Annotated in this window: 21 protein-coding genes; 14 read left to right on the top strand and 7 right to left on the bottom strand. The window is 74.3% G+C overall.

Translation table 11 applies throughout. The features are described from left to right. The first annotated feature begins 129 nt into the window (after positions 1-129). The 3 genes from ACZ6ZI_RS06860 (at position 130) to ACZ6ZI_RS06850 (ending at position 3,221) form a co-directional block, all read left to right on the top strand. Positions 130-1,080, top strand: a complete 951-nt coding sequence (locus ACZ6ZI_RS06860) for an SIS domain-containing protein (RefSeq protein ID WP_469517067.1) — start codon at positions 130-132, stop codon at positions 1,078-1,080. After that, positions 1,077-1,922, top strand: coding sequence for a class II fructose-bisphosphate aldolase (locus tag ACZ6ZI_RS06855; RefSeq protein WP_469517064.1), 846 nt, complete (start codon positions 1,077-1,079; stop codon positions 1,920-1,922). The genes ACZ6ZI_RS06860 and ACZ6ZI_RS06855 overlap by 4 nt, the downstream gene beginning before the upstream one ends. A gap of 108 nt (positions 1,923-2,030) precedes the next feature. Then, positions 2,031-3,221 (top strand): acyl-CoA dehydrogenase family protein, encoded by a 1,191-nt coding sequence (locus ACZ6ZI_RS06850; protein WP_469517062.1) that lies wholly within the window; start codon positions 2,031-2,033, stop codon positions 3,219-3,221. Between the two features lie 3 nt (positions 3,222-3,224). Here the strand turns inward: ACZ6ZI_RS06850 and ACZ6ZI_RS06845 are convergent, their stop codons facing one another. After that, positions 3,225-3,902, bottom strand: coding sequence for a class I SAM-dependent methyltransferase (locus ACZ6ZI_RS06845; RefSeq protein WP_469517059.1), 678 nt, complete (start codon positions 3,900-3,902; stop codon positions 3,225-3,227). A gap of 232 nt (positions 3,903-4,134) precedes the next feature. Between ACZ6ZI_RS06845 and ACZ6ZI_RS06840 the strand changes: the two genes are divergently transcribed. From ACZ6ZI_RS06840 to ACZ6ZI_RS06830, 3 genes are read left to right on the top strand one after another with little or no spacing between them, the layout of a single operon-like run. Continuing rightward, a complete protein-coding gene (locus tag ACZ6ZI_RS06840) occupies positions 4,135-5,076 on the top strand; it encodes an oxygenase MpaB family protein (RefSeq protein WP_469517056.1) in 942 nt (313 codons plus the stop codon). Continuing rightward, positions 5,058-7,235 (top strand): serine/threonine-protein kinase, encoded by a 2,178-nt coding sequence (locus ACZ6ZI_RS06835; RefSeq protein ID WP_469517052.1) that lies wholly within the window; start codon positions 5,058-5,060, stop codon positions 7,233-7,235. Before ACZ6ZI_RS06840 ends, ACZ6ZI_RS06835 begins: the two co-directional genes overlap by 19 nt. After that, the gene (locus ACZ6ZI_RS06830; protein ID WP_469517049.1) at positions 7,232-8,830 is read left to right on the top strand and encodes a phytoene desaturase family protein; all 1,599 of its coding nucleotides are present in this window, start codon (positions 7,232-7,234) and stop codon (positions 8,828-8,830) included. Before ACZ6ZI_RS06835 ends, ACZ6ZI_RS06830 begins: the two co-directional genes overlap by 4 nt. Before the next feature lie 68 nt (positions 8,831-8,898). Here ACZ6ZI_RS06830 and ACZ6ZI_RS06825 read toward each other — a convergent pair whose 3' ends face one another. Beyond that, positions 8,899-10,068, bottom strand: a complete 1,170-nt coding sequence (locus tag ACZ6ZI_RS06825) for an FAD-dependent monooxygenase (protein WP_469517046.1) — start codon at positions 10,066-10,068, stop codon at positions 8,899-8,901. A gap of 79 nt (positions 10,069-10,147) precedes the next feature. Here ACZ6ZI_RS06825 and ACZ6ZI_RS06820 point away from each other — a divergent pair, with 79 nt between their 5' ends. The 3 genes from ACZ6ZI_RS06820 (at position 10,148) to ACZ6ZI_RS06810 (ending at position 11,890) form a co-directional block, all read left to right on the top strand. Then, on the top strand, positions 10,148-10,945 hold the full coding sequence (locus tag ACZ6ZI_RS06820) for a TetR/AcrR family transcriptional regulator (protein ID WP_469517043.1): 798 nt from the start codon (positions 10,148-10,150) through the stop codon (positions 10,943-10,945). Positions 10,946-11,004: 59 nt separating this feature from the next. Then, a complete protein-coding gene (locus ACZ6ZI_RS06815) occupies positions 11,005-11,382 on the top strand; it encodes a VOC family protein (RefSeq protein WP_363054156.1) in 378 nt (125 codons plus the stop codon). A 154-nt stretch (positions 11,383-11,536) separates the two neighbouring features. After that, complete coding sequence (locus tag ACZ6ZI_RS06810; protein WP_363054155.1) at positions 11,537-11,890, top strand: hypothetical protein; 354 nt, start codon at positions 11,537-11,539, stop codon at positions 11,888-11,890. A 21-nt stretch (positions 11,891-11,911) separates the two neighbouring features. Here ACZ6ZI_RS06810 and ACZ6ZI_RS06805 read toward each other — a convergent pair whose 3' ends face one another. After that, on the bottom strand, positions 11,912-13,801 hold the full coding sequence (locus ACZ6ZI_RS06805) for a serine hydrolase domain-containing protein (RefSeq protein WP_469517038.1): 1,890 nt from the start codon (positions 13,799-13,801) through the stop codon (positions 11,912-11,914). A 148-nt stretch (positions 13,802-13,949) separates the two neighbouring features. Between ACZ6ZI_RS06805 and ACZ6ZI_RS06800 the strand changes: the two genes are divergently transcribed. Both ACZ6ZI_RS06800 and ACZ6ZI_RS06795 read left to right on the top strand, forming a co-directional pair. Beyond that, on the top strand, positions 13,950-15,056 hold the full coding sequence (locus ACZ6ZI_RS06800; protein WP_469517035.1) for an NAD(P)H-dependent flavin oxidoreductase: 1,107 nt from the start codon (positions 13,950-13,952) through the stop codon (positions 15,054-15,056). A 31-nt stretch (positions 15,057-15,087) separates the two neighbouring features. Further along, positions 15,088-16,650, top strand: a complete 1,563-nt coding sequence (locus ACZ6ZI_RS06795) for an acyl-CoA synthetase (RefSeq protein WP_469517032.1) — start codon at positions 15,088-15,090, stop codon at positions 16,648-16,650. A 19-nt stretch (positions 16,651-16,669) separates the two neighbouring features. On the opposite strand, the gene ACZ6ZI_RS06790 is transcribed toward ACZ6ZI_RS06795, so the two are convergent. Beyond that, positions 16,670-17,218 (bottom strand): DinB family protein, encoded by a 549-nt coding sequence (locus ACZ6ZI_RS06790; RefSeq protein WP_469517028.1) that lies wholly within the window; start codon positions 17,216-17,218, stop codon positions 16,670-16,672. Between the two features lie 156 nt (positions 17,219-17,374). On the opposite strand from ACZ6ZI_RS06790, the gene ACZ6ZI_RS06785 reads away from it, so the two are divergent. Both ACZ6ZI_RS06785 and ACZ6ZI_RS06780 read left to right on the top strand, forming a co-directional pair. Next, positions 17,375-18,508, top strand: a complete 1,134-nt coding sequence (locus ACZ6ZI_RS06785; RefSeq protein ID WP_469517025.1) for a calcium:cation antiporter — start codon at positions 17,375-17,377, stop codon at positions 18,506-18,508. Between the two features lie 72 nt (positions 18,509-18,580). Continuing rightward, positions 18,581-20,104 carry a fatty acyl-CoA synthetase gene (locus ACZ6ZI_RS06780; protein WP_469517023.1) on the top strand — a complete coding sequence of 508 codons (1,524 nt, stop codon included), beginning with the start codon at positions 18,581-18,583 and terminating at the stop codon, positions 20,102-20,104. 7 nt (positions 20,105-20,111) lie between these two features. Here ACZ6ZI_RS06780 and ACZ6ZI_RS06775 read toward each other — a convergent pair whose 3' ends face one another. Both ACZ6ZI_RS06775 and paaK read right to left on the bottom strand, forming a co-directional pair. After that, a complete protein-coding gene (locus ACZ6ZI_RS06775) occupies positions 20,112-20,990 on the bottom strand; it encodes a YhjD/YihY/BrkB family envelope integrity protein (protein ID WP_469517020.1) in 879 nt (292 codons plus the stop codon). A 146-nt stretch (positions 20,991-21,136) separates the two neighbouring features. Further along, on the bottom strand, positions 21,137-22,438 hold the full coding sequence (paaK, locus tag ACZ6ZI_RS06770; RefSeq protein ID WP_469517017.1) for a phenylacetate--CoA ligase PaaK: 1,302 nt from the start codon (positions 22,436-22,438) through the stop codon (positions 21,137-21,139). Between the two features lie 249 nt (positions 22,439-22,687). On the opposite strand from paaK, the gene ACZ6ZI_RS06765 reads away from it, so the two are divergent. Further along, entirely contained in the window at positions 22,688-22,903 is a 216-nt protein-coding gene (locus ACZ6ZI_RS06765) for a hypothetical protein (RefSeq protein WP_469517014.1), read from the top strand. A gap of 91 nt (positions 22,904-22,994) precedes the next feature. Here the strand turns inward: ACZ6ZI_RS06765 and ACZ6ZI_RS06760 are convergent, their stop codons facing one another. After that, the gene (locus ACZ6ZI_RS06760) at positions 22,995-24,653 is read right to left on the bottom strand and encodes an acyl-CoA synthetase (protein ID WP_469517010.1); all 1,659 of its coding nucleotides are present in this window, start codon (positions 24,651-24,653) and stop codon (positions 22,995-22,997) included. Positions 24,654-24,762: the final 109 nt, after the last annotated feature.

Here is a 24,762-nt window from a genome sequence, read left to right as displayed (position 1 = left end):
CAGGGCGTCGACCCGTAGATGCTTGAAGTTGCGCGAAACCGCCCGCTACCTTGCAGGAACACGCACGCCGTAGGGATGTACTGCCACACACGCTCACACGCTTACGCACCCAACGCGCAGGGAGCCCGCATGAGTCACGTCGCGTACGAGTTGTCCACGCAGCCCGAGAGCTGGGAACGGGCCGCCGAACTGGCCCCGGCCCGCCGGGCGGTGTTGCCGGAGCCGGGGGAGCGGACCGCGATCGTCGGTTGCGGGACCTCGTACTACATGGCCCAGGCGGCCGCGGCGTTGCGGGAGGACGCCGGCCACGGCGAGACGGACGCCTTCCCCGCCTCGGAGTTCCCGCACCGCCGCCGCTACGACCGGGTGGTGGCGCTGACCCGGTCCGGGACCACGACCGAGGTCCTCGACCTGCTGGCGGCGCTGCGGGAGGCCGGCACCCCGACCACCGCGGTCATCGGGGACCCGGACACGCCCGTGACGGGTCTCGCCGACGACCTGGTGGTGCTGGACTTCGCCGACGAGGAGTCCGTCGTCCAGACCCGTTTCGCGACCACCGCCCTCACCCTGCTGCGCGCCCACGTGGGCGCGCACACCCCGGCGGTGGTGGCCGACGCGCGGACCGCGCTGGCCGAGCCGCTGCCGCTCGCGCCGGAGGGCCTGAGCCAGTTCACCTTCCTCGGGCGGGGTTGGAGCGTCGGTTTGGCGCACGAGGCCGCCCTCAAGATGCGCGAGGCCTCCCTGTCCTGGGCCGAGTCGTACCCGGCCATGGAGTACCGGCACGGACCGGTCAGCGTCACCGGGCCCGGCTCGGTGACGTGGTCGCTCGACGCGGCGCCGGACGGGATCGCCGAGCAGGTCCTCGGCACCGGGGCCGCGTGGGTGGCCGGCGCGCTCGACCCGCTCGCCGAGCTGGTCCGGGTGCACCGGTTCGCCGTCGCGGTCGCCGCGCACCGGCGGCTGGATCCGGACGCGCCCCGCAACCTCACCCGTTCGGTGATCCTGACGCCCGGTCACACCGCCGGTCACGCCGCCGGTCACGCCGCCGGCCTCGCCGCCGCCGAGGAGGCGGTCCGATGAGCCTGGCCTCCGCCGGAACCCTGGTCGCCGAAGCCGCCGCGGGCGGCCGGGCGGTCGCCGCCTTCAACATCATCACCCTGGAGCACGCCGAGGCCGTGGTCGAGGGGGCCGAGCGGGTGGGCCTGCCGGTGATCCTGCAACTCAGCGAGAACGCGGTGCGGTTCAGGGGCGGCGCCGTGCTGCCCATCGCGCGGGCGGCCGCCGCCTGCGCCGAGGCCGCGGGGGTCCCCGTGGGACTGCACCTGGACCACGTCAAGAGCCCCGACCTGTTGCGGCGTGCCGTCGACGCCGGCTTCGGTTCCGTCATGTACGACGCCGCGCACCTGCCCTACGCCGAGAACCTGGAGGCCACCCGCTCCGCCGCCGACTGGGCCCACGTCAACGGCCTGTGGATCGAGGCGGAGCTCGGCGAGGTCGGCGGGAAGAACGGCGAGGCGCCCCTGGACCCGCACGCTCCGGGGGCCCGGACCGATCCCGACGAGGCGCGCCGGTTCGTCGCCGACTCCGGGGTGGACGCCCTGGCCGTGGCCGTCGGGAGCAGTCACGCGATGACCAGCCGGACGGCCGCCCTCGACCACGCGCTCCTGGCCCGCCTGGCCAAGTCCGTGGACGTGCCGCTGGTGTTGCACGGTTCCTCGGGGCTGCCGGACGCGGAGCTCGCGGCCGCCGTGGCGGGCGGCATCCGGAAGGTCAACATCGGTACGGCGCTCAACGTGGCGATGACCGACGCGATCCGCGCCCACCTCACCCCGGCGGACCCCCGCCCGTACCTCACGGCCGCCCGGACGGCCATGGCGAGCACCGCCGCGGCCATGATCACCGCCCTGGAGCGGAGCGACTAGGGACGGCGTCCGACCGTGCGCACGCCCTTCCGGATTTTTGCAACGCGTTCTACTCTGACCGCCGCCACGCCGGCGACCGGGCCGGACCGCGACACCTTCGGAGGGGCCGTGCACCTCGAATACACGCCTGAGCAGCAGCAGTTGCGCGCCGAACTGCGCGCCTATTTCGCCGAGCTGGTCCCGGAGGACGTCTACGCCCGCTACGAGGACCCGGCGGCGCAGAAGCGCTTCTACCGGGAGACCATCCGCCGCCTCGGCGCCGACGGCTGGCTCGGCGTCGGCTGGCCCGTGGAGTACGGCGGGCGCGGGATGTCGCCCATGGACCAGTTCATCTTCTTCGACGAGGCCGCGCAGGCCGTCGTCCCGCTCCCGCTGATGGCGCTGAACACCGTCGGACCGACCATCATGCAGTTCGGCACCGAGGAACAGAAGGCGTACTTCCTCCCCCGGATCCTCTCCGGGGAGATCGACTTCGCGATCGGCTACAGCGAGCCCGACGCCGGCACCGACCTGGCCGCGCTCAAGTGCAAGGCCGTGCGCGAGGGCGGCGAGGAGGACGGCACCTACGTCGTCAACGGCCAGAAGATCTGGACCACCAACGGCGACACCGCCGACTGGGTGTGGCTCGCCGTGCGCACCGATCCCGACGCCCCCGCGCACAAGGGCATCACCATGCTCCTGGTGCCGACCTCCGACCCGGGCTACTCCTGCACCCTCATCAACACCCTCGCCTCGCACGACACCACGGCCAGCCACTACGAGGACATCCGGGTCCCCGCGAGCCGTCGCGTCGGCCAAGAGAACAAGGGCTGGCGCCTGATCACCAACCAGTTGAACCACGAGCGGGTCACCCTCGCCGCCCACGGCACGATGGCGATCCGCGCCCTGCACGACGTCCAGCGCTGGGCCGCGCGCACCAAGCTCGCCGACGGCCGCCGGGTGATCGACCTGCCGTGGGTGCGCGGCCGCCTGGCCCGCACGCACGCCCGCCTCGACGCGATGAAGCTGCTCAACTGGCAGATGGTCAACGCCGTCCAGTCCGGCACGCTCACGCCGCAGGACGCCTCCGCCGTCAAGGTCTACGGCTCCGAGGCGCGCAGGGACGCGTACGCCTGGCTGATGGAGGTGGTCGGCTCGGCCGGTTCCCTGAAGGACGGTTCGGCGGGCGCGGTCCTGCACGGCGAACTCGAACGCGGCTACCGCAGCGCGGTGATCTTCACCTTCGGCGGCGGCAACAACGAGATCCAGCGCGAGATCATCTCCTGGATCGGCCTGGGCATGCCCCGCGTCCGCCGCTGAACGTCACCCGGGGAGCGTGGACCGGACCAGGACGAGGGAGCCGTCGTACGAGGGCCGCGTGCGCAGCCGGCCGAAGCGGGCGTCCCAGGCGCCGGAGGCGAGGTCGCGGCGCAGGCTCGCGTCGAAGCGTTCGCGGACGCCGTCGTCGACGAAGCTCCAGGCCGAACCGGCCCGGCGGGCGGCGGGGTCCAGGAGGAGTTCGGGGCGGCCGTAGTAGGCCTCGTCGAAGTCGTCGGTGCAGTCCAGGGGGATCGGCACGCTCAGTACGGTGGCCGTGCCGCCGAGGGCCGCGGCCACCTCCTCGACGGGCGGGTGGCGGCGCGCCTCGACGTCGAGGACCTCGGGGGCGTACGCGCCCAGCCAGAAGTCGCGGACCAGCTTCGGGTCGCGGGTCAGCACCACCACCGGGCCCCGGGTGACGCGGCGCATCTCGCGCAGGCCGGCGGCCGTGTCGCTCCACTCGTGGACGTCGAAGAGGGTCATCGCCCCGTCGAACTCGCCGTCGGCGAAGGGCAGCTCCTCGGCGTCGGCGCCGACGGTGAGGACCCGGCCCGCGCCGTCGAGGGCCTCGGCGACGAACCGCGCGATGCGGGTGTCGGGTCGCCGGGAGGCGAAGTGGCCTTCGTCCAGGGCGCCGTGGTGGACGTCCACGGACATGCCGTCCCGGTCGCGTGTCCGCATCGTCGTCGCCTCGCCTCGTGAGCTGTAACGGGTGGTGGTGAAAAGGATGTTACGGCCGGTGGGAGCGTGCGTACGCCGCCCCGCCGGCGGGTGCCCCTCGTCATCCCGCATCCACCGGCGACGGGCCGTACGCCGACTTCCGCGGGGTTGGGGCTTCGACCGAAACCCTCGTGCGCGCGTACATGGATGAAACGGTCCCCCTCCCAAGTAGGCTCCGGCCGGGAGGCGGGCGATGGGCGGAACTCCGTACGAGGGCGCGGATCCGGGGCTGTACGGCCCGGGATCGGTCACCTGGCAGTGCCACGGCGACCCGGTGATGTGGATCGCCGGGATCCGCGCGCTCTACCTCCAGGCCCTGCACCCGCGCGCCGTGCGCGGGGTGGTCGCGAACTCCGACTTCCGGCGCGACGCCTGGGGTCGGCTGCTGCGCACCGCCGACTTCGTGGGCACCCTCACCTACGGGACCACCGAGGCCGCCGAACGGGCCGGCGCCCGGGTTCGTGCGATCCACCGAAAGCTGTCCGCCGTCGACCCCGGGACCGGGGAGCGGTTCTCCGTGGACGACCCCGAACTCCTCATGTGGGTGCACTGCGCGCAGATCGACAGCTTCCTGCACGTACTGCTGCGCTCCGGCGTCCCCCTCACCCCGGACCGGGCGGACCGCTACGTCGACGAGAACCGGGTCAACGCCCGCCTCGTCGGTCTCGATCCGGCCGACGTGCCGGCCGACACGCGGCGGCTGGAGGCCTACTTCGAGGAGGTTCTTCCCGGCCTCGCCGCCGGCGCCGACGCCCGCGCCGTCGACGACTTCCTGCGCGCCCCGCCCGTCCACCGCCTCCTGGTCCCTGGCCGAAACCTGCTGTGGGGCCCGGTCTCCGCGCTCGCCTACGACACCCTCCCCGGCTGGGCGCACCGCCTCTACGGGCGCCCCGCGCCGCCCCCGGCGGAGGTCACCCGGCGGCTGCGCCTCACCGGTCGCGTGTTGCGCAGCATTCCCGCAGGTCTACGCTGGCAACTGCCTCCAGGTCACATCTTGAAGGCGATACGCCGCATGGGCCCCGACAGCCGCCCGTCGGCGTACACACTGCGTACGTCAGCGGCCATACTGGACCGCCTGGGGAGGGCGCGGCACGACGACGGGGGCGGCTTCAAGACATGGCGGAGTCCAGACTGATCCAGGGCCGGTACCGGTCACTCGATCTGATCGGGCGCGGCGGTATGGGCGAGGTGTGGCGTGCCCGCGACGAGTCGCTCGGGCGGCAGGTCGCGGTGAAATGCCTCAAACCGATCGGGTCCGAACAGGACGCCCATTTCACCCAGGTCCTGCGCGAGCGCTTCCGGCGCGAGGCGCGGGTCGCCGCCTCGCTCCAGCACCGGGGCGTCACCGTCGTGCACGACTTCGGGGACGACAGCGCCGGCGGCGGGCCCCTGTACCTGGTGATGGAGCTGCTCGAAGGCCGCAACCTCAGCCAGCTGATGGAGGACAACGAGGCCCGTCCGTTGCCCGTCGACGTGGTCCTGGACATCGCCGAGCAGATGGCGGCCGCCCTCGGCTACACCCACGACCAGGGCGTCGTCCACCGGGACCTGAAGCCGGCCAACATCATGCGGCTCACCGACGGCACCGTGAAGATCTGCGACTTCGGCATCGCCCGCCTCGCCCACGACATCGGCTTCACCGCCAAGCTCACCGGCGGCGGCATGGCCATGGGCACCCCGCACTACATGTCGCCCGAGCAGATCGCGGGCGGTGAGGTCGACCACCGCAGCGACCTCTACTCCCTCGGCTGCGTCCTCTACGAGATCGCCACCGGAGCCCCGCCCTTCGACCTCGGAGACTCCTGGTCCGTGCTCGTCGGCCACCGCGACAGCGCCCCCGTCCCGCCGCGCGAACACCGGCCCGAGCTGCCCGAGCACTTCGAGCGGATCGTCCTGGAACTGCTGGCCAAGCGCCCCGAGGACCGTCCCGGCGACGCCCGCCACGTGCACCGGCGCCTGGCCGAGGCGCGCTTCGGCGCGGGCGGGCCGATCGGCGCGCACCCGCCGCTGCCCGCGTGGGCCGCCGGCATGACCGCCGGACGCAAGGCCGGCATCGACGCCCGGCCCGCGAGCGGCGCCTGGGCCGTGCTCACCGGCTCCTGGACCTCGGGCCGCGCGACGACCGCCCGCCCGACCACCGCCCGCCCGACCACCGCACCCGCGACGGCCGCCGCCGGGCCCGACCCGCGCACCACCCCGTACTCGGGCACCGGAACGTACGCGCCGGGCGCCTCCGGGGCGCAGCGGATCGTCCGCCCCGCGCCCGCCGAGGACCCCCGCCTCACCGTCGTGCACGGGCTGGGCACCGTCTCGTTCGCCGGCGGGGTCGAGCGCCCCGACGCCCTCGCCGCCGGACACACCCGGGCCTTCGCCCTCAGCCGCTCCGGCCGGCCCGAGGAGGCCCTGGCCGTCTACGCGGCCGTCGCGCACGGGCGGGCGAAGGTGCTGGGCCCCGACCACGCGGACACCCTGGCCGCCCGCCAGGAGGAGGCGTACGAACTGAGCCGGCTCGGCCGCCACGGCGAGGCCCACGAGCGGTACGAGGCCGTCCTCGCCGCCCGCGTCCGCACCACGGGTCCGCGCCACCCCGACACCCTGCGCTGTCGCCACAACCTGGCCTGCGCGCTGGGCGCCCTCGGCCGGCACGCCGAGGCGTACGCCACCGCCGCGGAGGTCGCCGCCGACCGGGCCGCCGTCCTCGGCGCCGAACACGTGGACACCCTCCACACCCGCTACGAGGCCGCCTACGCCCTCGGCCGGCTCGGCCGCTGGCAGGAGGCCCTGGCCGGCTTCCGCCACGTGGCCGCCGTACGCGAACGGATCCTCGGCCGCGACCACCCCGACGTCCTCGCCGCCCGCTACGAGACCGGCATCGCCCTCGGCCGCACCGGCCGCGCCGCCGAGGCGCTGGACCTCTTCCGGTCCCTGGTCCGCGACCGCACCCGGGCCTACGGCGCCGCGGACCCGGAGACCCTGCGCGCCCGCCACGTCCTCGGCGTGAACCTGGGCCGCCTGGAGCGGTGGGAGGAGGCCGTGGAGGAGGCCCGCGCGGTCGGCGCGGCCCGCGCCCGGTCCCTGGGCGCCGAGCACGCGGACACCCTGGTCAGCCGCCGCGAACTGGCCGTCGGGCTGGGCCGGCTGGGCCGCTGGGACGAGGCGCTGCCCATCTACCGCGACCTGTCGGGCATCCGCGAGCGCTCGCTGGGCGACGAGCACCCCGACACCGTCCTCGCCCACGCCGACGAGGCACACTGTCTGGAGCGACTGGGCCAGGTGTGTTACCAAGAGCCATGACAACCGTCACGGGCTCCCGGGGTTTCGCGCACGACGTGTACGACGCGGTGATCGTGGGGGGCGGCCACAACGGGCTGGTCGCCGCCGCGTACCTGGCCCGGGCGGGCCGTTCGGTGCTGGTCCTGGAGCGGCTCGGCCGCACCGGCGGGGCCGCCGTCTCCACCCGCCCCTTCGCCGGGGTCGACGCCCGCCTGTCGCGGTACTCCTACCTGGTCTCGCTGCTCCCCGACAAGATCGTCCGGGACCTGGGGCTGCGCTTCCGGGTCCGCCGCCGCACGGTGTCCTCGTACACGCCCTACACCCCCGCCGGCCCCGGCGGCCGGCCCGGCGGGCTGCTCGTCGGCGGCGGGGAGGCCAGGACCCGGGAGTCCTTCGCCCGACTGACCGGATCGGAGCGGGAGTACGAGAGCTGGCGGGAGTTCTACGGGGCCACCGGGCGCCTGGCCCGCAAGGTCTTCCCCACCCTCACCGAGCCCCTGCCCACCCGCGCGGAACTGCGGGCCAGGGTCGACGACGAGGACACCTGGCGGATGCTCTTCGAGGAGCCGCTCGGGCGGGCGGTGGAGGAACGCTTCGCCGACGACCTGGTGCGGGGCGTGGTCCTCACCGACGGGCTCATCGGGACGTTCGCGGACGCCCACGACCCCTCCCTGGCCCAGAACCGCTGCTTCCTCTACCACGTGATCGGCGGCGGCACCGGGGACTGGGACGTGCCCGTCGGCGGCATGGGCGCGCTCACCGACGCCCTGGCCGACGCGGCGCGCGCGGCGGGCGCCGAGATCGTCACCGGACACGAGGCGCTGCGGCTGCACCCGGACGGGACGGCGCCCGTCGAGGTCACCTTCCGTACGGCGACGGGCGAGGGCTCCGTCACGGGCCGCACCGTCCTCGTCGGCGCCTCCCCGCGGGCGCTGGCCGAACTCCTGGGCGAGGCGCCGGACGACTCCGCCCCGGCGCCCGAGGGCGCCCAGCTCAAGGTCAACATGCTGCTGCGGCGGCTGCCCCGGCTCCGCGACACCTCGGTGGACCCCCGGGAGGCGTTCGGCGGGACCTTCCACATCGCGGAGGGCTACGAACAACTGCGCCGCGCCCACGCCGAGGCGGCGGCCGGCGAGCTGCCGTCCGCGCCGCCGTCGGAGATCTACTGCCACTCCCTGGCCGACCCCTCGATCCTCGGCCCCGACCTCGCCGCGGGGGGCCACCAGACCCTGACCCTGTTCGGACTGCACACCCCTGCGCGGCTGTTCGCCCAGGACAACCGGCAGACGCGCGAGGTGCTGCTGACGGCCACCCTCGCCCAACTGGACGCGCACCTGGCCGAACCCCTCACCGACTGCCTGGCCTTCGACGCCGACGGCCGCCCCTGCATCGAGGCCAAGACCCCGCTGGACCTGGAACGCGAACTGCGCCTGCCCGGCGGTCACATCTTCCACCGGGACCTGTCCTGGCCCTACGCGCAGGACGGCGGATCCGGTCGCTGGGGCGTCGAGACCGCGCACCCCACCGTGCTGCTGTGCGGGGCCGGAGCGGCGCGCGGCGGCGGGGTCAGCGGCGTGCCCGGGCACAACGCGGCGATGGCGGCGCTGGGGCTCTGACGGCAGGCGGGCACCGGCGGCCGGCGGGGCGCGGGGCGCGGGGTTCGCGGGGGCGCGGGGCGCGGGACTCAGCGCGGCAGGGCGAACCCGTCGAACAGGTCGTCCATGGCCCCGCGCGCGACACGGGCGGGGGTGGCGCGCAGCGCGAGGTCACGGGCGGCGGCGGCCAGGGGGTGGGAGACGGCGGCGACGCGGCCCGCGCGCCGGGCGCGGACGCGGATGGCGTCCGTACGGGCGAGGCGGGCCCGGCTGTAGGCGGCGAGGGCGGCCGGTACGTCCTCGCCGGCCTCCCCGTCCAGCAGGTGGGCCAGGACGGCCGCGTCCTCGACCGCCTGGCAGCCGCCCTGCCCCAGGTTGGGGGTCATGGCGTGCGCGGCGTCGCCGATCCAGGCGATCCGCCCGTGGTTCAGGCGGGGGAGCGGGCCGGCCAGGTCGTACAGGTCGTGCTGGAGCACCCGCTCCGGGTCGATCCGCTCCAGCAGCGCGGGAATGGGGTCGTGCCAGGTCCCGTACCGGCGCAGCAGCTCGGCCCGGAGGTCCGCCGGGCGGTACCCCTCGGGGACGACGGCGGTGGCGTAGACGTAGGCCCGGCCGTCGGCGAGCGGGACCATGCCGAAGCGCTCGCCCCGACCCCAGGTCTCGCAGCCCTCCGTCACCGTCACCGGCAGGACGGTGCGCCAGGCGGTCTCCCCGCTGTGGCGCAGGCCGGGGTGGTCGGGGAAGAAGCGGGTGCGCAGCGGGCTGTGGATGCCGTCGGCGGCGATCACGGCGTCGGCGGCGAGTTCCCCCGCGGTGGTGCGCACGACGGCTCCGTCCCCGGTCGACCCCACGTCCGTGACGGCGCGGTCGTAGGCGATCGCGCCCTCGGGCAGGGCGCCGCTCAGGGCCGCGGTGAGGGCGGCCCGGTGGACGGCGAGCGGGGGTCTGCCGTAGCGGGCGGTCAGGGCGGCGGTGTCGGTGCGGCTGAGCCGGGTGCCCGACGGGCGGCGCAGGCCCATGGCGGCGGGGACGGGGTGGGCTCCGGCGCCGGTGTCGTCGAGGGCGGCGAGGTCGAAGCCGATGGCGTCGAGGGCGCGCAGGGCGTTGGGGGCGAGGACGATGCCGGCGCCGACCGCCGTCGGGGCGGCGGCGCGCTCGCACACGGTGACCCGCCAGCCGCGGTGGTGCAGGGCCACGGCGGCGGTGAGGCCGCCGATCCCGGCACCGGCGATGACGGCGTGGCGTTGACGTGGCGACATGGCGGGCTCCTCGATGGACGCACGACCCTCTACATCCGTAGAGGCGATGCGTTTCACTCTACAGCTGTAGAGTGAGGGCATGTCCAGCCCCTCGACCCCCTCCACCCCGTCCGGCCCCCGGAAGTCCCACCCCGACACCGCGGGGCGGGCGCACGCCGACGCCGCGACGGCCCGTGCCGCGCCGGCGGAGGGCGGGGACGCGGCGCCCCCGCCCGTCGACCGGCGGACCCTGATCGCGGACACCGCCATCGCCCTCGTCGCCGCCGCCGGCCTCCGCGGCCTGACGCACCGTGCCGTGGACGGCGCGGCGGGGCTCGCCGCCGGCAGCACCTCGTACTACTTCCGCACCCGCACCGCGCTGATCGGCGCCTGCTACCGGCGGTTGGCGGAGCTGGACCTCGAAGACCTCGACGCCGACCCGCCCGTACCGCCCGTACCGCCCGTACCGCCCGTACCGCCGGGTCCGTCCGGCCCGCCCGTCGACCCCGCCTCGTCCGATGCCGCCGGGGCGTCCGCCGGGGTCCCGCTCGACCGGGACGCCGCCGCGGCGGCCTTCGCCGCGCTGCTGCACCGGTGGCTCACCGCGGGCCGCGAGCGCCAACTCGCGCGCTTCGAGCTGAGCCTGGAAGCGGCCCGCAACCCGGAACTGGAGCCCGAACTGCACCGCGCCGGCCTCGGCGCCCGCGCCCGCGCCGCCGCGGTCCTCGCCGCCCTGGGCGCGCGCGACCCCCAGGGTTCCGCCGAACTGATCGCGGCCTGGACCGACGGCCTGCTCTACGACCGCCTCGCGGGCGCCCTCGCCCGCTCCCGCCCCGCCCCGGACCCGGCCGAACTCACCGCCACGGTCCGGCGGATGATCGACGCCGCCCTCGACTAGCCCGATCGCGGCGGAGGGGCTCCCGTGCCGCGCCGGCCGCTCCGGCATAGGCTCGGCGCATGATCGCCGAACTCCAGTGCGTCGTCCTCGACTGTCCCGACCCGCGCGCGCTCGCCGCCTTCTACGCCGCCCTGTCGGGAGGTGAGGTCGACCGCCCCGACCGGCGGTGGTCGGTGGACGAGGAGTGGTCCACCGTGCACACCCCGGGCGGGTCCGTCCTGGCCTTCCAGCGGGTCGCGGACCACCGCCCGCCGCGTTGGCCCGACCCCGCCCACCCCCAGCAGTTCCACCTGGACTTCGGCGTGGGCGACCTCGGCCGGGCCCGGGAGCAGGTGCTCGCGCTCGGCGCGACCCTGCTGGACGAGGGCCCCGAGGAGCGCGGTTGGGACGTCTACGCCGATCCCGCGGGGCATCCGTTCTGTCTGGTCCGCCACTGAGGCCGGAGCGCCGGCGCGGAAATGCGTGGCCGAGGGGGCCGGGGCCGCACTAGGGTCGGGCGCCTGACCCGCCGCCGCGCCGGCGTCCGGGCGCCGAGGCGCCCCTGCCCCGAGCGCAGGGTCCCCGATCCCCGAACACGAGCGAGAGCACGCCATGACCGGCCCCCAGGACACGACGACCCTCTGGCGCCCCACCGGCCCCCGGGAGTGGGAGCTGGTCCGCGCGCTGGAGCGGCGCGCCTGGCCGCCCCGGCTGCCGGACCAGCCGATCTTCTACCCGGTCCTCAACGAGGACTACGCGATCCGGATCGCCCGGGACTGGAACGTCCCGCGCAGCGGCGTCGGCCACGTCACCCGCTTCGAGGTCGACTCCGCGTTCCTGAGCCGCTATCCGGTCCAACAGGTCGGAGGGCGGACGATCCTGGAGCTGTGGGTGCCCGCCGAGGAGCTCGACGCGTTCAACGCCCACATCGTCGGCGAGATCGAGCTGGTCCACACCTTCCGCTGAACCGCCCGCGCGCACCGTCGCTCAGTCCGTCGAGCGGGTCCAGCCCGTCGCCTCGACGCGGGCGGCGTCCGCGGGGCGGTCCTCGGCGAAGAGGAGCGCGGACGGCTCGGCCACCCGTACGACGTCCACGTAGATCCCCCGCCCGACGTACCGGCCGGTCGAGGCGTGCCGGAACCGCAGGGTGACCCGCCGGCCCGCCCAGTCGGGCAGGGGGGCTTCGAGGCGGTGCCAGACGCGGCCCGACCAGCCGCCGACGCGCCCGCGCGGCCACTGCTCCGGGGCGCCGCCCGTGGCGCGGACGGTGGTGAACGGCACGGGCTCCCAGGCGATCCCGTCCGGCGAGGCCTCCAGGTGGAGGGCGCCCGCCTCGGGCACGGTGTCCCACCACACGGCGCAGCGCAGCCGGGCCCGGGCGCCGGCCGGGGTGAGCGGGGGCAGCGTGAGGGTCCCCGATCCGCCGGTCTCCATCCCCGAGAACCAGGCCGGGCCGCCGTGCCGCGTCCGCACGGGCACGGCGCGGGCGAAGCGGTTGCCGGTCGCGACCCGGGGCGCGCTGCCGGCCCGCCAGGTCCGCACGGGGTGGACGGAGTTGCCGAGCAGGATCAGGAAGGAGTCGGTGGAGGGGTCCAGGACCAGCGAGGTCCCGGTGAACCCGGTGTGGCCTGCGGAGTGCGGGGTGGCCATCGCGCCCATGTACCAGTGCTGGTAGAGCTCGAAGCCCAGCCCGTGGTCGTCTCCGGGGAAGGCGGTGTTGTAGTCGGTGAAAAGCAGCTCGACGGAGGCGGGGCCGAGGATGCGCCGGCCCGCGTAGACCCCTCCGTCGAGGAGGGTGCGGGAGAGGACGGCCAGGTCCCAGGCGGTGCCGAACACGCCCGCGTGACCCGCGACGCCACCGAGGGCGTGGGCGTTCTCGTCGTGCACCTCGCCCCACACGAGGCCCCGGTCCAGCCCCGACCACGGAGGGCGCTGCACCTCGGTGGCGGCGGTCACGCGGCGCCAGGAGAACGGGGGGTTGTACCGCGTGCGGTGCATCCCGAGCGGAGCGGTGATCTCGTCGTGGAGCAGGGCGTCCAACGTGCGAGCGGTGATCCGTTCCAGGAGCAGTTGCAGGGCGATGAGGTTCAGGTCGGAGTACCGGTACACCGACCCGGGGGTCTCCTGAGGGCGCACGGACCACAGCAGGCGCAGCCGTCCCTCGCGCGTCGTCTCCTGGTAGAAGGGGGCCCACGAGCGCAACCCCGACGTGTGCGTGAGCAGTTGGCGTACCGTGATCGCCTCCTTGCCGCCGCCGGTGAACTCCGGCAGGTACCGGCGCACCGGCGCCTCCAGCTCCAGCCGCCCCCGCTCCATCTGCTGCACGGCGAGGATGGCGGTGAACAGCTTGCTCAGCGAGGCCAGGTCGAACACCGTGTCCTCGGCGGCCGCGATCCGCTCGGCGGCCGGGAACTCCGTGGGCCGGTCGGTCCGCCGGTCGTAGTCCGCGTAGCGCACCGCGTCGCCCATGGCCCGGTGCAGGGCCACCGTGCGACCGCGCCCGGCGAGGACCACCGCCCCGGCGTAGTAGGGGTGTTCGGGGGAGGGGTCCAGGAAGCGCCGGGCCTCCTCGGCCACCGCCTCCAGGTGCCGTTCCACCAGCCCGGCCTGGCGCGCGGAACCGTAGCGCAGGCGCAGCCCCTGGAGGGCCCGCCGCTCGGCCGGGTTCCCGCCGGCCCCGCCCGCCCGACCGCCCCCGCCCGCTCCGTACCCGCCGCGCCCGGCCCCACGTCCCCCGGCCGCCCCGGCCGGCCGGCCGGGCAGCGCGGCGTTCAGCGCGAGCACCCCGCCGAGTGCCAACAGTCGCGCCCCGAGCCGCCTTCGGCTCAGCCCGCGCCCCGCTCCCGCGCCACCCGCCACGGCCCCGTCGTCACCCATGTCCCGGCCCTCCTGTCCCTGCCCGCGCACGCTACTGGGTATCTGCCCGCCCGCCGCGCACCCTCCGCACCGCCCGGCCGTCAAAGAATCTGACGCGGCATCAGAAAACCCCTTCCCTACCCCGCCGCCCTGCGGCATCCTCACGCCCATGGAGACGGAGCTGAGCAAGAAACTGGGAGTCGAGCACGCCATCTTCGGCTTCACGCCCTTCCCGGCGGTCGCCGCGGCCATCACCCGCGCGGGAGGGCTCGGCGTCCTCGGGGCCGTCCGCTACACCGCCCCCGACGACCTGGGGCGCGACCTCGACTGGATGCAGGCGCACACCGACGGCAAGCCCTACGGCCTCGACGTCGTCATGCCGGCCAAGAAGGCCGTCGACGGTGTCGGCGAGGCCGAGATCGAGGCGATGATCCCGGCCGCGCACCGCGCCTTCGTCCGCGAGACCCTCGCCCGGTACGGCGTACCCGAACTCCCCGAGGGGGAGGCCTCGGGCTGGCGCATCACCGGCTGGATGGAACAGGTCGCGCGCAAGCAGCTCGACGTCGCCTTCGACTATCCCGTCAAACTCCTGGCGAACGCCCTCGGTTCCCCGCCGGCCGACGTCATCGCCCGCGCCCACGACCACGGGGTCCTCGTCGCCGCCCTCGCCGGCAGCGCCGAACACGCCCGCCGCCACGCCGAGGCCGGCATCGACGTCGTCGTCGCCCAGGGCCACGAGGCCGGCGGCCACACCGGGGACATCGCCACCATGGTCCTCGTCCCCGAGATCGTCGAGGCCGTCGCGCCCCTGCCCGTCCTCGCGGCCGGCGGCATCGGCAGCGGCGAACAGATCGCGGCCGGCCTCGCCCTCGGCGCCGAGGGCGTCTGGCTCGGCTCCCTGTGGCTCACCACCACCGAAGCCGACCTCCACTCCCGCGCCCTCACCGCCAAGCTCCTCGCCGCCGGATCCGGCGACACCGTCCGCTCCCGCGCCCTGACCGGCAAACCCGCCCGCCAACTGCGCACCGAGTGGACCGACGCCTGGGACGACCCCCAGGGCCCCGGAGCGCTCCCGATGCCGCTCCAGGGCCTGCTGGTCGCCGAGGCCGTCTCCCGCATCCAGAAGTACGAGGTCGCGCCGCTGCTCGGCACCCCCGTCGGACAGATCGTCGGCCGGATGAACGCCGAACGCCCCGTCCGGGCCGTCTTCGACGAACTCACCGCCGGCTTCGAGCGCGCCATCGACCGCATCAACCGCATCGCCGGCCGGGCCTGAGCCCCGGACCCGAGGGAGGACCGCGACCGACATGAGCCAACCGCAGCACACCCACCCCACCGGCTTCTGGGCGCAGGCGACCGCCGACCCCCACCGCACCGTCCTCGTCACCCCCGAAGGCGAGGAATGGTCGGCCGGTCGACTGCACGCCGACGTCAACCGCCTCGTCCACGGCCTGCGCGCCGCCGGACTGGAGCGCGGCGACGCCTTCGCCGTCGTCCTGCCCAACGGCGTCGAGTTCTTCACCGCCTACCTCGCCGCCTCCCAGGCCGGCTTCTACCTCGTCCCCGTCAACCACCACCTCGTCGGCCCCGAGATCGCCTGGATCGTCTCCGACTCCGGAGCCAAGGTCCTCATCGCCCACGAACGCTTCGCCGAGGCCGCCCGCGCCGCCGCCGACGAGGCGGGCCTGCCCGAGGCGGGCCGCTACTGCGTCGGGCCGGTCCCCGGATTTGCCCCGTACTCCGCCCTCCTCGACGGGCAGTCCGCGACGCCCCCCGCCGACCGCACCCTCGGCTGGGTCATGAACTACACCTCCGGCACCACCGGCCGTCCGCGCGGCATCCGCCGCCCCCTGACCGGCCGGCTCCCGGAGGACACGCACCTCGGCGGATTCCTCGGCATCTTCGGCATCCGCCCCTTCGAGGACAACGTCCACCTCGTCTGCTCGCCGCTCTACCACACGGCCGTGCTCCAGTTCGCGGGCGCGTCCCTGAACATCGGCCACCCGCTGGTCCTCATGGACAAGTGGGACCCCGAGGAGATGCTGCGCCTGATCGACCGGCACTCCTGCACCCACACCCACATGGTCCCCACCCAGTTCCACCGCCTGCTCGCCCTCCCGCAGCGGACCAAGGAGGCCTACGACGTCTCCTCGATGCGGCACGCCATCCACGGCGCCGCCCCCTGCCCCGACCACGTCAAGCGGGCGATGATCGACTGGTGGGGCCGCTGCGTGGAGGAGTACTACGCGGCCAGCGAGGGCGGCGGCGCCTTCGCCACCGCCGAGGAATGGCTGAAGCGCCCCGGAACCGTCGGGAAGGCCTGGCCGATCAGCGAACTGGCCGTCTTCGACGACGACGGCAGGCGACTGCCCCCCGGCGAACTCGGCACCGTCTACATCAAGATGAACACCGGCGCCTTCAGCTACCACAAGGACGAGGCCAAGACGCGGGGCAACCGCATCGGCGACTTCTTCACCGTGGGCGACCTCGGCCTGCTCGACGAGGAGGGCTACCTCTTCCTGCGCGACCGCAAGATCGACATGATCATCTCGGGCGGCGTCAACATCTACCCCGCCGAGATCGAGTCGGCCCTGCTCACCCACCCCGCCGTCGCGGACGCCGCCGCCTTCGGCATCCCGCACGACTCCTGGGGCGAGGAGGTCAAGGCCGTCGTCGAACCCGCCGAGGGGTTCGAGGCGGGCGAGGCCCTGGCCGCCGAGATCCTCCACCACTGCGAACGCCGGCTCGCCGGCTACAAGCGCCCCAAGTCCGTCGACTTCATCGCCACCATGCCCCGCGACCCCAACGGCAAGCTCTACAAGCGCCGGCTGCGCGACCCCCACTGGGAGGGCCGCGACCGCGCGGTGTGAACCCGGCGCCCGCTCCGCCTCACAGCCCGACGGCCCCGTCGATCCGCTCCCGCAGCAGGTCGGCGTGGCCGTTGTGCCGCGCGTACTCCTCCACCATGTGGATCAGCACCCAGCGCAGCGACACCGTCCCGCGCCACGCGTCGTACCCCTCGACGTCCAGGTCCGGTGCCCGGCGCGCGAAGCGCTCCGCGAAGTCCACCTCCGCGCGCCACGCCTCCCACGCCCCGGCCACGACCCGGGGATCGTCGCGCGCGCCGTCGAAGTCGCCGTCGGGATCGGTCGGGCCGGAGAAGAGCGGACCGACGTCCTGACCGGCGAGTACCCGCCGGAACCAGCGGCGCTCCATGTCCGCCAGGTGCCGCACCAGCCCGAGCAGCGAGAGCGTCGACGGCTCCACGGAACGCCGCGCCGGCCGCGCCACGCCCGCGCACTTCAACTCCAGCGTCGCGCGCTGCGCCGCGAGGACGGAGATCAGCAGGGGCCGCTCCGCCCCGGTCGCGGGCCCGGTGAAACGCGGGTCGTCCGGGGCCCCGCCGAAGATCTCCGCCCGCCGCGTCGTGTCGTCCATCGCAGGATCATGACCCCGGCCGGCGGCGCGGCGTAACCCCCCGCCGCCGCGGAACCCCCCCGCCACGCCCGGCGGTTTCGTGAGAAGTGCCACGTCAATGGGGTCGAATCGTGCCGAATAACGCACGGGCGGAAGACTTCTGGCAACTTTGCACATATGAGTACGGCAACCCACAGATCCCCCCTGACCGACTGGACCGTCCTGGTCCCCGTGGTGGCGCTGGTCGCCCTCGCCTTCAGCTGGGGACGTGATCTGCCCGGACTCGCGGTGGTCCTGGTCTCCCTGTGCCTGGCGGGCGCGGTCCTCGCGGCCGTCCACCACGCGGAGGTCGTCGCCCACCGGGTCGGCGAACCCTTCGGCTCGCTCGTCCTCGCCGTGGCCGTCACCGTCATCGAAGTGGCCCTGATCGTCACCCTGATGGCCGACGGCGGCGACAAGACCGCCTCCCTCGCCCGGGACACCGTCTTCGCCGCCGTCATGATCACCTGCAACGGAATCGTCGGCCTGTCCCTGCTCGTCGGCGCCCTGCGCAACCGGGTGGCGGTCTTCAACGCCGAGGGTTCCGGCGCCGCCCTCGCCACGGTCGCCACACTGGCCGTCCTGAGCCTCGTCCTGCCCACCTTCACCACCAGCAAGCCCGGGCCCGAGTTCTCCACCGCCCAACTGACCTTCGCCGCCGTCACCTCGCTCGCCCTCTACGGCCTGTTCGTGACCGTCCAGACGGTCCGTCACCGGGACTACTTCCTGCCCGTGGCCACCGAGCGCGACCGCGAACGGGCCGCCGACGTCGCCGCCGGCGGGGACGACGAGCACGACCACGCCGCACCCCCCACCTCCCGCGCCGCCCTGATCAGCCTCGGCCTGCTGCTCGTCGCGCTCGTCGCCGTCGTCGGCGACGCCAAGGCCGTCTCCCCGACCATCGAGAAGGGCGTCGCGAACGCGGGTCTGCCCCACGCCGTCGTGGGCGTGATCATCGCCCTGCTCGTCCTGCTCCCCGAAACCCTCGCCGCCGTCCGCGCCGCCCGCCGCGACCGGGTCCAGACCAGCCTCAACCTGGCCTACGGCTCCGCCATCGCCAGCATCGGCCTGACCATCCCCGCCATCGCCCTCGCGTCCATCTGGCTCACCGGACCCCTGCTCCTGGGCCTCGGGGCCATCCACATGGTGCTCCTCGCCCTGACCGTGGTCGTCGGCGCCCTGACCCTCGTCCCCGGCCGCGCCACCCTCCTCCAGGGCGGCGTCCACCTCGTCCTCCTGGCCGCCTACCTCTTCCTCGCCGTCAGCCCCTGACGGGCCGCCCACCGCCACCGGCCGGCGCGGGGTCGTTGACCTCGCGGGGAGGGTCGGGCGAGGATCGCCACCATGACGCCGGTGCGGAACAACACGGTCGACGGACTCGTACGGGACAGCGCGCGGCGGGTGCCCGACCGCGTCGCCGTCCGCTACCGCGACCGGACCTGGACGTACGCCGAACTCGACGCGGCGGTGTCCACCGCGGCCGCCGTCCTGCGCGGGCACCACGGGCTCGCGCGGGGCGAGCGGGTGGCGACCTTCGCCCACAACTCCGACGCCTACCTCATCGCCTTCCTCGCCTGCGCCCGCGCCGGACTCGTCCACGTGCCGGTGAACCAGCACCTCACCGGCGAGGACCTCGCGCACATCCTCGGCGACTGCGCGAGCGCCCTGGTCCTGGCCGACCCGGACCTGGCCGCCCGGGTGCCCGCGGGCCGGCCCGTGCACCCGCTGCGCGACGCGCCCGACTCCTTCCTTTCGCACCTGGCGCGGCCGCTGCCCTTCGACGCCACCGGGAACGACCCCGACGCGCTCGTACAACTCCTCTACACCTCCGGGACCACGGCCCTGCCCAAGGGCGCGATGATGACCCACCGGGCCCTCGCGCACGAGTACGAGAGCGCGATCGCCGCCCTCGACCTCGCGGAGGACGACCGGCCCCTGCACGCGCTCCCGCTGTACCACTCGGCGCAGACGCACGTCTTCCTGCTGCCCTACCTGGCCGTCGGCGCCCGCAACACGATCCTGGACGCCCCGGTGGCCGAGGCCGTCTTCGACCTGGTCGAGTCCGGCGAGGCGGACAGCCTCTTCGCACCGCCCACCGTGTGGATCGCCCTCGCCAACCACGACCGGTTCCCGGACCGCGACCTGCGGGGCCTGCGCAAGGCGTACTACGGGGCCTCGATCATGCCCGTCCCGGTGCTGGAACGGCTGCGTGCCCGCCTGCCCGCCCTCGGCTTCTACAACTGCTTCGGGCAGAGCGAGATCGGACCCCTGGCCACCGTGTTGGGGCCCGACGAACACGAGGGGCGGATGGACTCCTGCGGCCGGCCGGTCCGCCACGTGGAGGCGCGCGTCGTCGACGAGGCCGGCGTCGAGGTGGCGGACGGCACGCCGGGCGAGGTCGTCTACCGTTCCCCGCAGCTGTGCCGGGGCTACTGGAACGACGCCGAGGCCACGGAGCGGGCCTTCCGCGACGGGTGGTTCCGCTCCGGGGACCTCGCGGTGCGCGACGCGGACGGGTACTTCACGGTGGTCGACCGGGTGAAGGACGTCATCAACTCGGGCGGGGTCCTCGTCGCCTCCCGGCAGGTCGAGGACGTGCTGTACACGCATCCCGCCGTGGCGGAGGCCGCGGTCGTCGGACTGCCCGACGAACGGTGGATCGAGGCCGTCACGGCGGTGGTCGTAGCGCGCGGTCAGGTCACCGAGGCGGAGCTGCTCGCCTACACCCGCGAGAGGTTGGCCCACTTCAAGGCCCCCAAGCGGGTCCTGTTCGTGGAGGCCCTGCCCCGCAACGCGAGCGGCAAGATCCTCAAGCGCGAGCTCCGCACCCGCTTCGGCTGGACACCACCCGGGGCCGTCTCCTCCTGACCGGGTGTCAGAAGGGGTCCCCGTACGGGTCCGGGGGGCGCGGCGGTTCGTGTACGGGGCCGTGGGGGTCGGGAAGGAGCCCGCTGCGCCGCAGCCGGCGCAGCACGAGGTGCTCGTGGACCAGGCGGCCCACCAGCGCCCCGCCGTAGACCACGAAGCCGACGCCGACCAGCCAGGACTGCACGACCAACAGCGTGCCGAACGGGCCGTAGGTGACGGCGTTCGAGGCGATCAGCGGGGAGAACACCAGCTGCGAGAAGATCCGCAGGCCGAGCAGGCCGACGCTGGTGGCCACCGCGCCCGGCAGCAGCGCCCGCCACCGCACCCGGCCGCCCAGCAGCAGCCGGCCCGAGCCCCAGAAGAAGACGCAGGTGCCGATCACGTCCCCCGTGGTGCCCAGGAGCGTGCCCACCCAGTCGTCGGACGGGGCGGGGATCCCGACGAGCAGCGCGAGGTAGCAGACCAGCATGGCCAGCCACACCACGTGGCGCCACATGGTGTGCCAGCGGGCGGTCGGCAGGTCCCACACCTTCTCGTAGCCGGTCTGCACGGCCGAGCCGAAGGTCAGCCCGAACACGGCCAGGGCGGCCAGTCCGAACGCGGTGGTCCGCTCCAGCGCCAGGTCCGCCGCCCCGAACAGCATCTCCACGCGGGCCCGGGAGGAGGCCGTCACCCCAAGGGCCTGTCCCAGCCAACGGCCGAAGCCCGAACCGCTGCCGGGCGCCGCGGCCGCGACGACCACCAGCAGCGGCACCAGGGTGAGGAACCCGAGGGCGGCGAAGCCCATCGCCCGGTGCATGAGCTCGATCTCCCGGCCGCGGCTCCAGGCCAGCCCCGCGTGGGAGCCCTGGAGCCGGTCGTGGAGCCGCCGGAGGTACGAGGTCACGCCTCATGGACTACCCGGGCGGGGCGGCCCGGTCCCGCAGGCGGCGCCGAAGTGGGGCCGAAGAGGTGGTTTCGGCGGGCGCCGGGCATGACCCGCCCCGCTGCCGCACCGCGCCCCGCGCCCCGGGGCAGGGGGGCACGGACGGTCTAGCTCGGGTCGCGCAGGTCCCGGATGCGCTTGATCTTGCCGAGGGAGCGCTCCAACGTCTCCGGGTCCACCACCTCCACCCCCACCGACACCCCGACCGACTCCTTGACCGCCCGGACCAGCTCGGTCGCCGCCGCGGCCCGCCGCGCCGCGTCGGCCTCGGGCCGGGCCTCCACCCGCACGGTGAGGGCGTCCATCCGACCCTCGCGGGTGAGCCGCAGCTGGAAGTGCGGGGCCAGCCCCGGGGTGCGCAGGAGGATCTCCTCGATCTGCGTCGGGTAGAGGTTCACCCCGCGCAGGATGATCATGTCGTCGGTGCGGCCGGTCACCTTCTCCATGCGGCGGAAGGCGGGTCTGGCCGTACCCGGCAGCAGTCTGGTCAGGTCCCGGGTGCGGTAGCGGACGACGGGCATGGCCTCCTTGGTCAGGGAGGTGAAGACCAGCTCGCCGGGCTCCCCGTCCGGCAGTACGGCCCCCGTCAGCGGATCGATCACCTCGGGGTAGAAGTGGTCCTCCCAGACGTGCAGACCGTCCTTGTGGGAGGCGAACTCCTGGGCCACCCCGGGCCCCATCACCTCGGACAGGCCGTAGATGTCCACGGCGTCCATGTCGAGCCGCTCCTCGATCTCCCGGCGCATCGCCTCGGTCCAGGGCTCCGCGCCGAATATCCCCGTCCGCAGGGAGGTCGAGCGCGGATCGATGCCCTGGCGCTCCATCTCGTCGAGCAGGGTGAGCATGTAGGAGGGGGTCACCATGATGACCTCCGGCCGGAAGTCCTGGATCAGGGCGACCTGGCGGTCGGTCATGCCACCGGAGGCCGGCACGACCGTACAGCCGAGCCGCTCCGCGCCGTAGTGCGCGCCCAGCCCGCCGGTGAACAGGCCGTACCCGTAGGCGATGTGCACGAGCTGCCCGGGGCGACCGCCCGCCGCGCGGATCGATCGGGCGACCACGTCGGCCCAGGTGGACAGGTCCCGGTCGGTGTACCCCACCACCGTGGGTCGGCCGGTGGTGCCGCTGGAGGCGTGGACGCGGCGCACCTCGGAGCGGGGCACGGCGAACATCCCGAAGGGGTACTCCTCGCGCAGGTCGGCCTTGGTGGTGAAGGGGAAGAGGGCCAGGTCCGCCAGGGAGCGGCAGTCGTCGGGGTGCACGCCCGCCTTGTCGAAGGCCCGACGGTGGAAGGGCACGTGCTCGTACACCCGGTGCAGGGTGGCCCGCAGCCGCTTGAGCTGGAGGGCCGCCAGCTCGTCGGGGCCGAGCCGCTCGCCCTCGTCCTGGAGATCCGCGTATGCCGCCATGTCGTCACCTCACCGGGAACCACGCCAACCGAACGTTCATTCGGTAGAGTGCCGGACTCGGCCGGCCAAATCAATGACTCGTACGAGTGATCGTTCGAGCGGAGGGTGTCGGCGGGGCGGCCGGCGGTCCGGCGAAGGGGCCCCGGCGCCTTGAGCGGCGCCCGCGTCCGCGGCGGCGTACGGTCGAAGGAACAGCGGCCCGGGTGCCCGCGGCACCCGGCGCCCGAGGCGCGATGGGAGGCGGCTGCGATGTCCGTCATCGACCCCGCGGTGTCCGTACGGCTCAGCGCGTCGGAGGCGCGTCGGCTGGCCGGGATGCTGGCCGAATCGGCTCACCTGCTGGAGGACTCCGGCCCCCACCGCCTGTCCGACGAACAGGTGGCGGCCCTGGGCCAGGGCGCCGACCGGACCGAACTGGCGGGCTGGACCCGGGCCCTGGCGGCCGAACTGCGCGCCCAGCGGTGACCGACACCCGGCCGCCCGCGCACCGGCTGTCCCCGCACGCGCGAGCGGTGCGCGCCCCGGCCGCCCGGACGCGCACCGCTCCCGTGGTGCCTCAGTCGGCGGTGCCGACCCCGTCGGCGGCGTCGGCCGCGTCGGCCCGCGTCGCCACCGACTTCGCCCAGCGGTAGTCGGCCTTTCCGCTCGGTGAGCGCTGGATCTCCGGCGCGATCACCAACCGGCGCGGGATCTTGTACCCGGCGAGCCGGGTGCGGCAGTGGCGTTGGACCTCCTCCAGCGTGGGCGCCGCGGCCCCCGCCCGGACCTGGACCACCGCCGCCACGCTGCTGCCCCACTTCGGGTCCGCGACCCCGGCGACCAGGGCGTCGTACACGTCGGGGTGCGACTTCAGCGCCTGCTCGACCTCCTCCGGGTAGACCTTCTCGCCGCCCGTGTTGATGCACTGCGAGCCCCGCCCCAGGACCGTGACGATGCCCTCCTCGTCGACGGTCGCCATGTCGCCCAGCAGCACCCACCGCTCCGCCCCCTTGGTGAAGAAGGTCTCGGCGGTCTTGACCGGGTCGTTGTAGTAGCCGAGCGGTACGTGTCCGCGCTGCGCCAGCCGGCCGGGCCGGCCGACCGCCACCGGCTCGTGCGTCACCGGGTCCACCACCTGCGTACGGTCGTTGACCTGGAGGCGGAAGCCCTTCTCGGGGCCCGAGTCGTCGGTGGCGCGGCCGTTCGAGCCGGACTCGGAGGAGCCGAAGTTGTTCAGCAGCACCACGTTCGGCACCAGCCGCCGGAACTCGGCGCGCACCGTCTCCGACATGATCGCGCCCGACGAGGAGACGCTGAACAGCGAGGACAGGTCCGTCCCCTTCAGGGGGCCGTTCAGGGCGTCGATGAGCGGCCGCAACATGGCGTCGCCCACCAGGGAGACGCTCGACACCTTCTCCTTCTCTATGGTGCGCAGCACCTCCTCCGGCGCGTACTTGCGGTGGATGACCACCCGCTGGCCGTAGTTGAAGGCGATGAACGAGGTCAGCGTGGAGGTGCCGTGCATCAGCGGGGGAGCGGGGAAGAAGGTGAGCCCCGCGCCCCGGGCCGCCACCCGCTCGGCCAGCTCCTCCGGCCGCTTCACCGGTTCGCCCGAGGGCTCGCCGCCGAAGAGGCCCGCGAAGAAGAGGTCCTCGGCCCGCCACATGACGCCCTTGGGCATCCCGGTCGTGCCGCCCGTGTAGATGATGAAGAGGTCGTCGGGGCTGCGCCGGGGGAAGTCGCGCGCGGGGGAGCCGGACGCCTCGGCGTCGGCGTACGCGACCGGCGCCGGCACGGGCTCCGGGGCCCCTTCGGGGACGGACCCGACGCGGACGAGGTGGCGCAGCCGGGGCGTCTGCGGCAGCGCGGCCGCCACCCGCTCGGTGAACTCCCCCTCGAAGACGAGGGCGGCGAGGTCGGCGTCGTTGTAGAGGTAGACCAACTCCTCCTCGACGTAGCGGTAGTTGACGTTGACCGGCACCAGGCGCGCCTTGAGGCAGGCCAGGACGGTCTGGAGGTACTCGACGCCGTTGTAGAGGTGCAGTCCCACGTGCTCGCCCGGCCGCAGCCCGCTGTCCGTCAGGTGGTGCGCGACGCGGTTCGCGGCCGCGTCCAGTTCCGCGTACGTCAGGCGGCGTTCGGCGCCGGTCCCGGGGTGGTCCACGTACACCAGGGCCTCGCGGTCGGGGACCACGTCCACGACCGATTCGAACAGGTCGGCAAGGTTGTACTCCACCGTTCCTCCTGACCCGAAAAATCCCATGGCCGGTCTCCTCGGCGGTCATTAGAGCGCCGCCCGGTCGAAGTGGGAAGGGTGCCCGCCAAGAAATCTGACTGGGTGTCAG

Source organism: Streptomyces sp. NPDC103540 (genome assembly GCF_055584445.1).
This window is presented reverse-complemented; position numbering and strand designations above follow the sequence as displayed.

What these genes read in the sequence shown, in the direction of transcription:
- paaK (WP_469517017.1), bottom strand. Translation starts at nt 22,438, where the DNA reads ATGGCGGCATACGCGGATCTCCAGGACGAGGGCGAGCGGCTCGGCCCC.
- ACZ6ZI_RS06840 (WP_469517056.1), top strand. Translation starts at nt 4,135, where the DNA reads ATGGGCGGAACTCCGTACGAGGGCGCGGATCCGGGGCTGTACGGCCCG.
- ACZ6ZI_RS06855 (WP_469517064.1), top strand. Translation starts at nt 1,077, where the DNA reads ATGAGCCTGGCCTCCGCCGGAACCCTGGTCGCCGAAGCCGCCGCGGGC.
- ACZ6ZI_RS06825 (WP_469517046.1), bottom strand. Translation starts at nt 10,068, where the DNA reads ATGTCGCCACGTCAACGCCACGCCGTCATCGCCGGTGCCGGGATCGGC.
- ACZ6ZI_RS06835 (WP_469517052.1), top strand. Translation starts at nt 5,058, where the DNA reads ATGGCGGAGTCCAGACTGATCCAGGGCCGGTACCGGTCACTCGATCTG.
- ACZ6ZI_RS06800 (WP_469517035.1), top strand. Translation starts at nt 13,950, where the DNA reads ATGGAGACGGAGCTGAGCAAGAAACTGGGAGTCGAGCACGCCATCTTC.
- ACZ6ZI_RS06820 (WP_469517043.1), top strand. Translation starts at nt 10,148, where the DNA reads ATGTCCAGCCCCTCGACCCCCTCCACCCCGTCCGGCCCCCGGAAGTCC.
- ACZ6ZI_RS06810 (WP_363054155.1), top strand. Translation starts at nt 11,537, where the DNA reads ATGACCGGCCCCCAGGACACGACGACCCTCTGGCGCCCCACCGGCCCC.
- ACZ6ZI_RS06795 (WP_469517032.1), top strand. Translation starts at nt 15,088, where the DNA reads ATGAGCCAACCGCAGCACACCCACCCCACCGGCTTCTGGGCGCAGGCG.
- ACZ6ZI_RS06860 (WP_469517067.1), top strand. Translation starts at nt 130, where the DNA reads ATGAGTCACGTCGCGTACGAGTTGTCCACGCAGCCCGAGAGCTGGGAA.
- ACZ6ZI_RS06790 (WP_469517028.1), bottom strand. Translation starts at nt 17,218, where the DNA reads ATGGACGACACGACGCGGCGGGCGGAGATCTTCGGCGGGGCCCCGGAC.
- ACZ6ZI_RS06830 (WP_469517049.1), top strand. Translation starts at nt 7,232, where the DNA reads ATGACAACCGTCACGGGCTCCCGGGGTTTCGCGCACGACGTGTACGAC.
- ACZ6ZI_RS06785 (WP_469517025.1), top strand. Translation starts at nt 17,375, where the DNA reads ATGAGTACGGCAACCCACAGATCCCCCCTGACCGACTGGACCGTCCTG.
- ACZ6ZI_RS06780 (WP_469517023.1), top strand. Translation starts at nt 18,581, where the DNA reads ATGACGCCGGTGCGGAACAACACGGTCGACGGACTCGTACGGGACAGC.
- ACZ6ZI_RS06805 (WP_469517038.1), bottom strand. Translation starts at nt 13,801, where the DNA reads ATGGGTGACGACGGGGCCGTGGCGGGTGGCGCGGGAGCGGGGCGCGGG.
- ACZ6ZI_RS06845 (WP_469517059.1), bottom strand. Translation starts at nt 3,902, where the DNA reads ATGCGGACACGCGACCGGGACGGCATGTCCGTGGACGTCCACCACGGC.
- ACZ6ZI_RS06815 (WP_363054156.1), top strand. Translation starts at nt 11,005, where the DNA reads ATGATCGCCGAACTCCAGTGCGTCGTCCTCGACTGTCCCGACCCGCGC.
- ACZ6ZI_RS06765 (WP_469517014.1), top strand. Translation starts at nt 22,688, where the DNA reads ATGTCCGTCATCGACCCCGCGGTGTCCGTACGGCTCAGCGCGTCGGAG.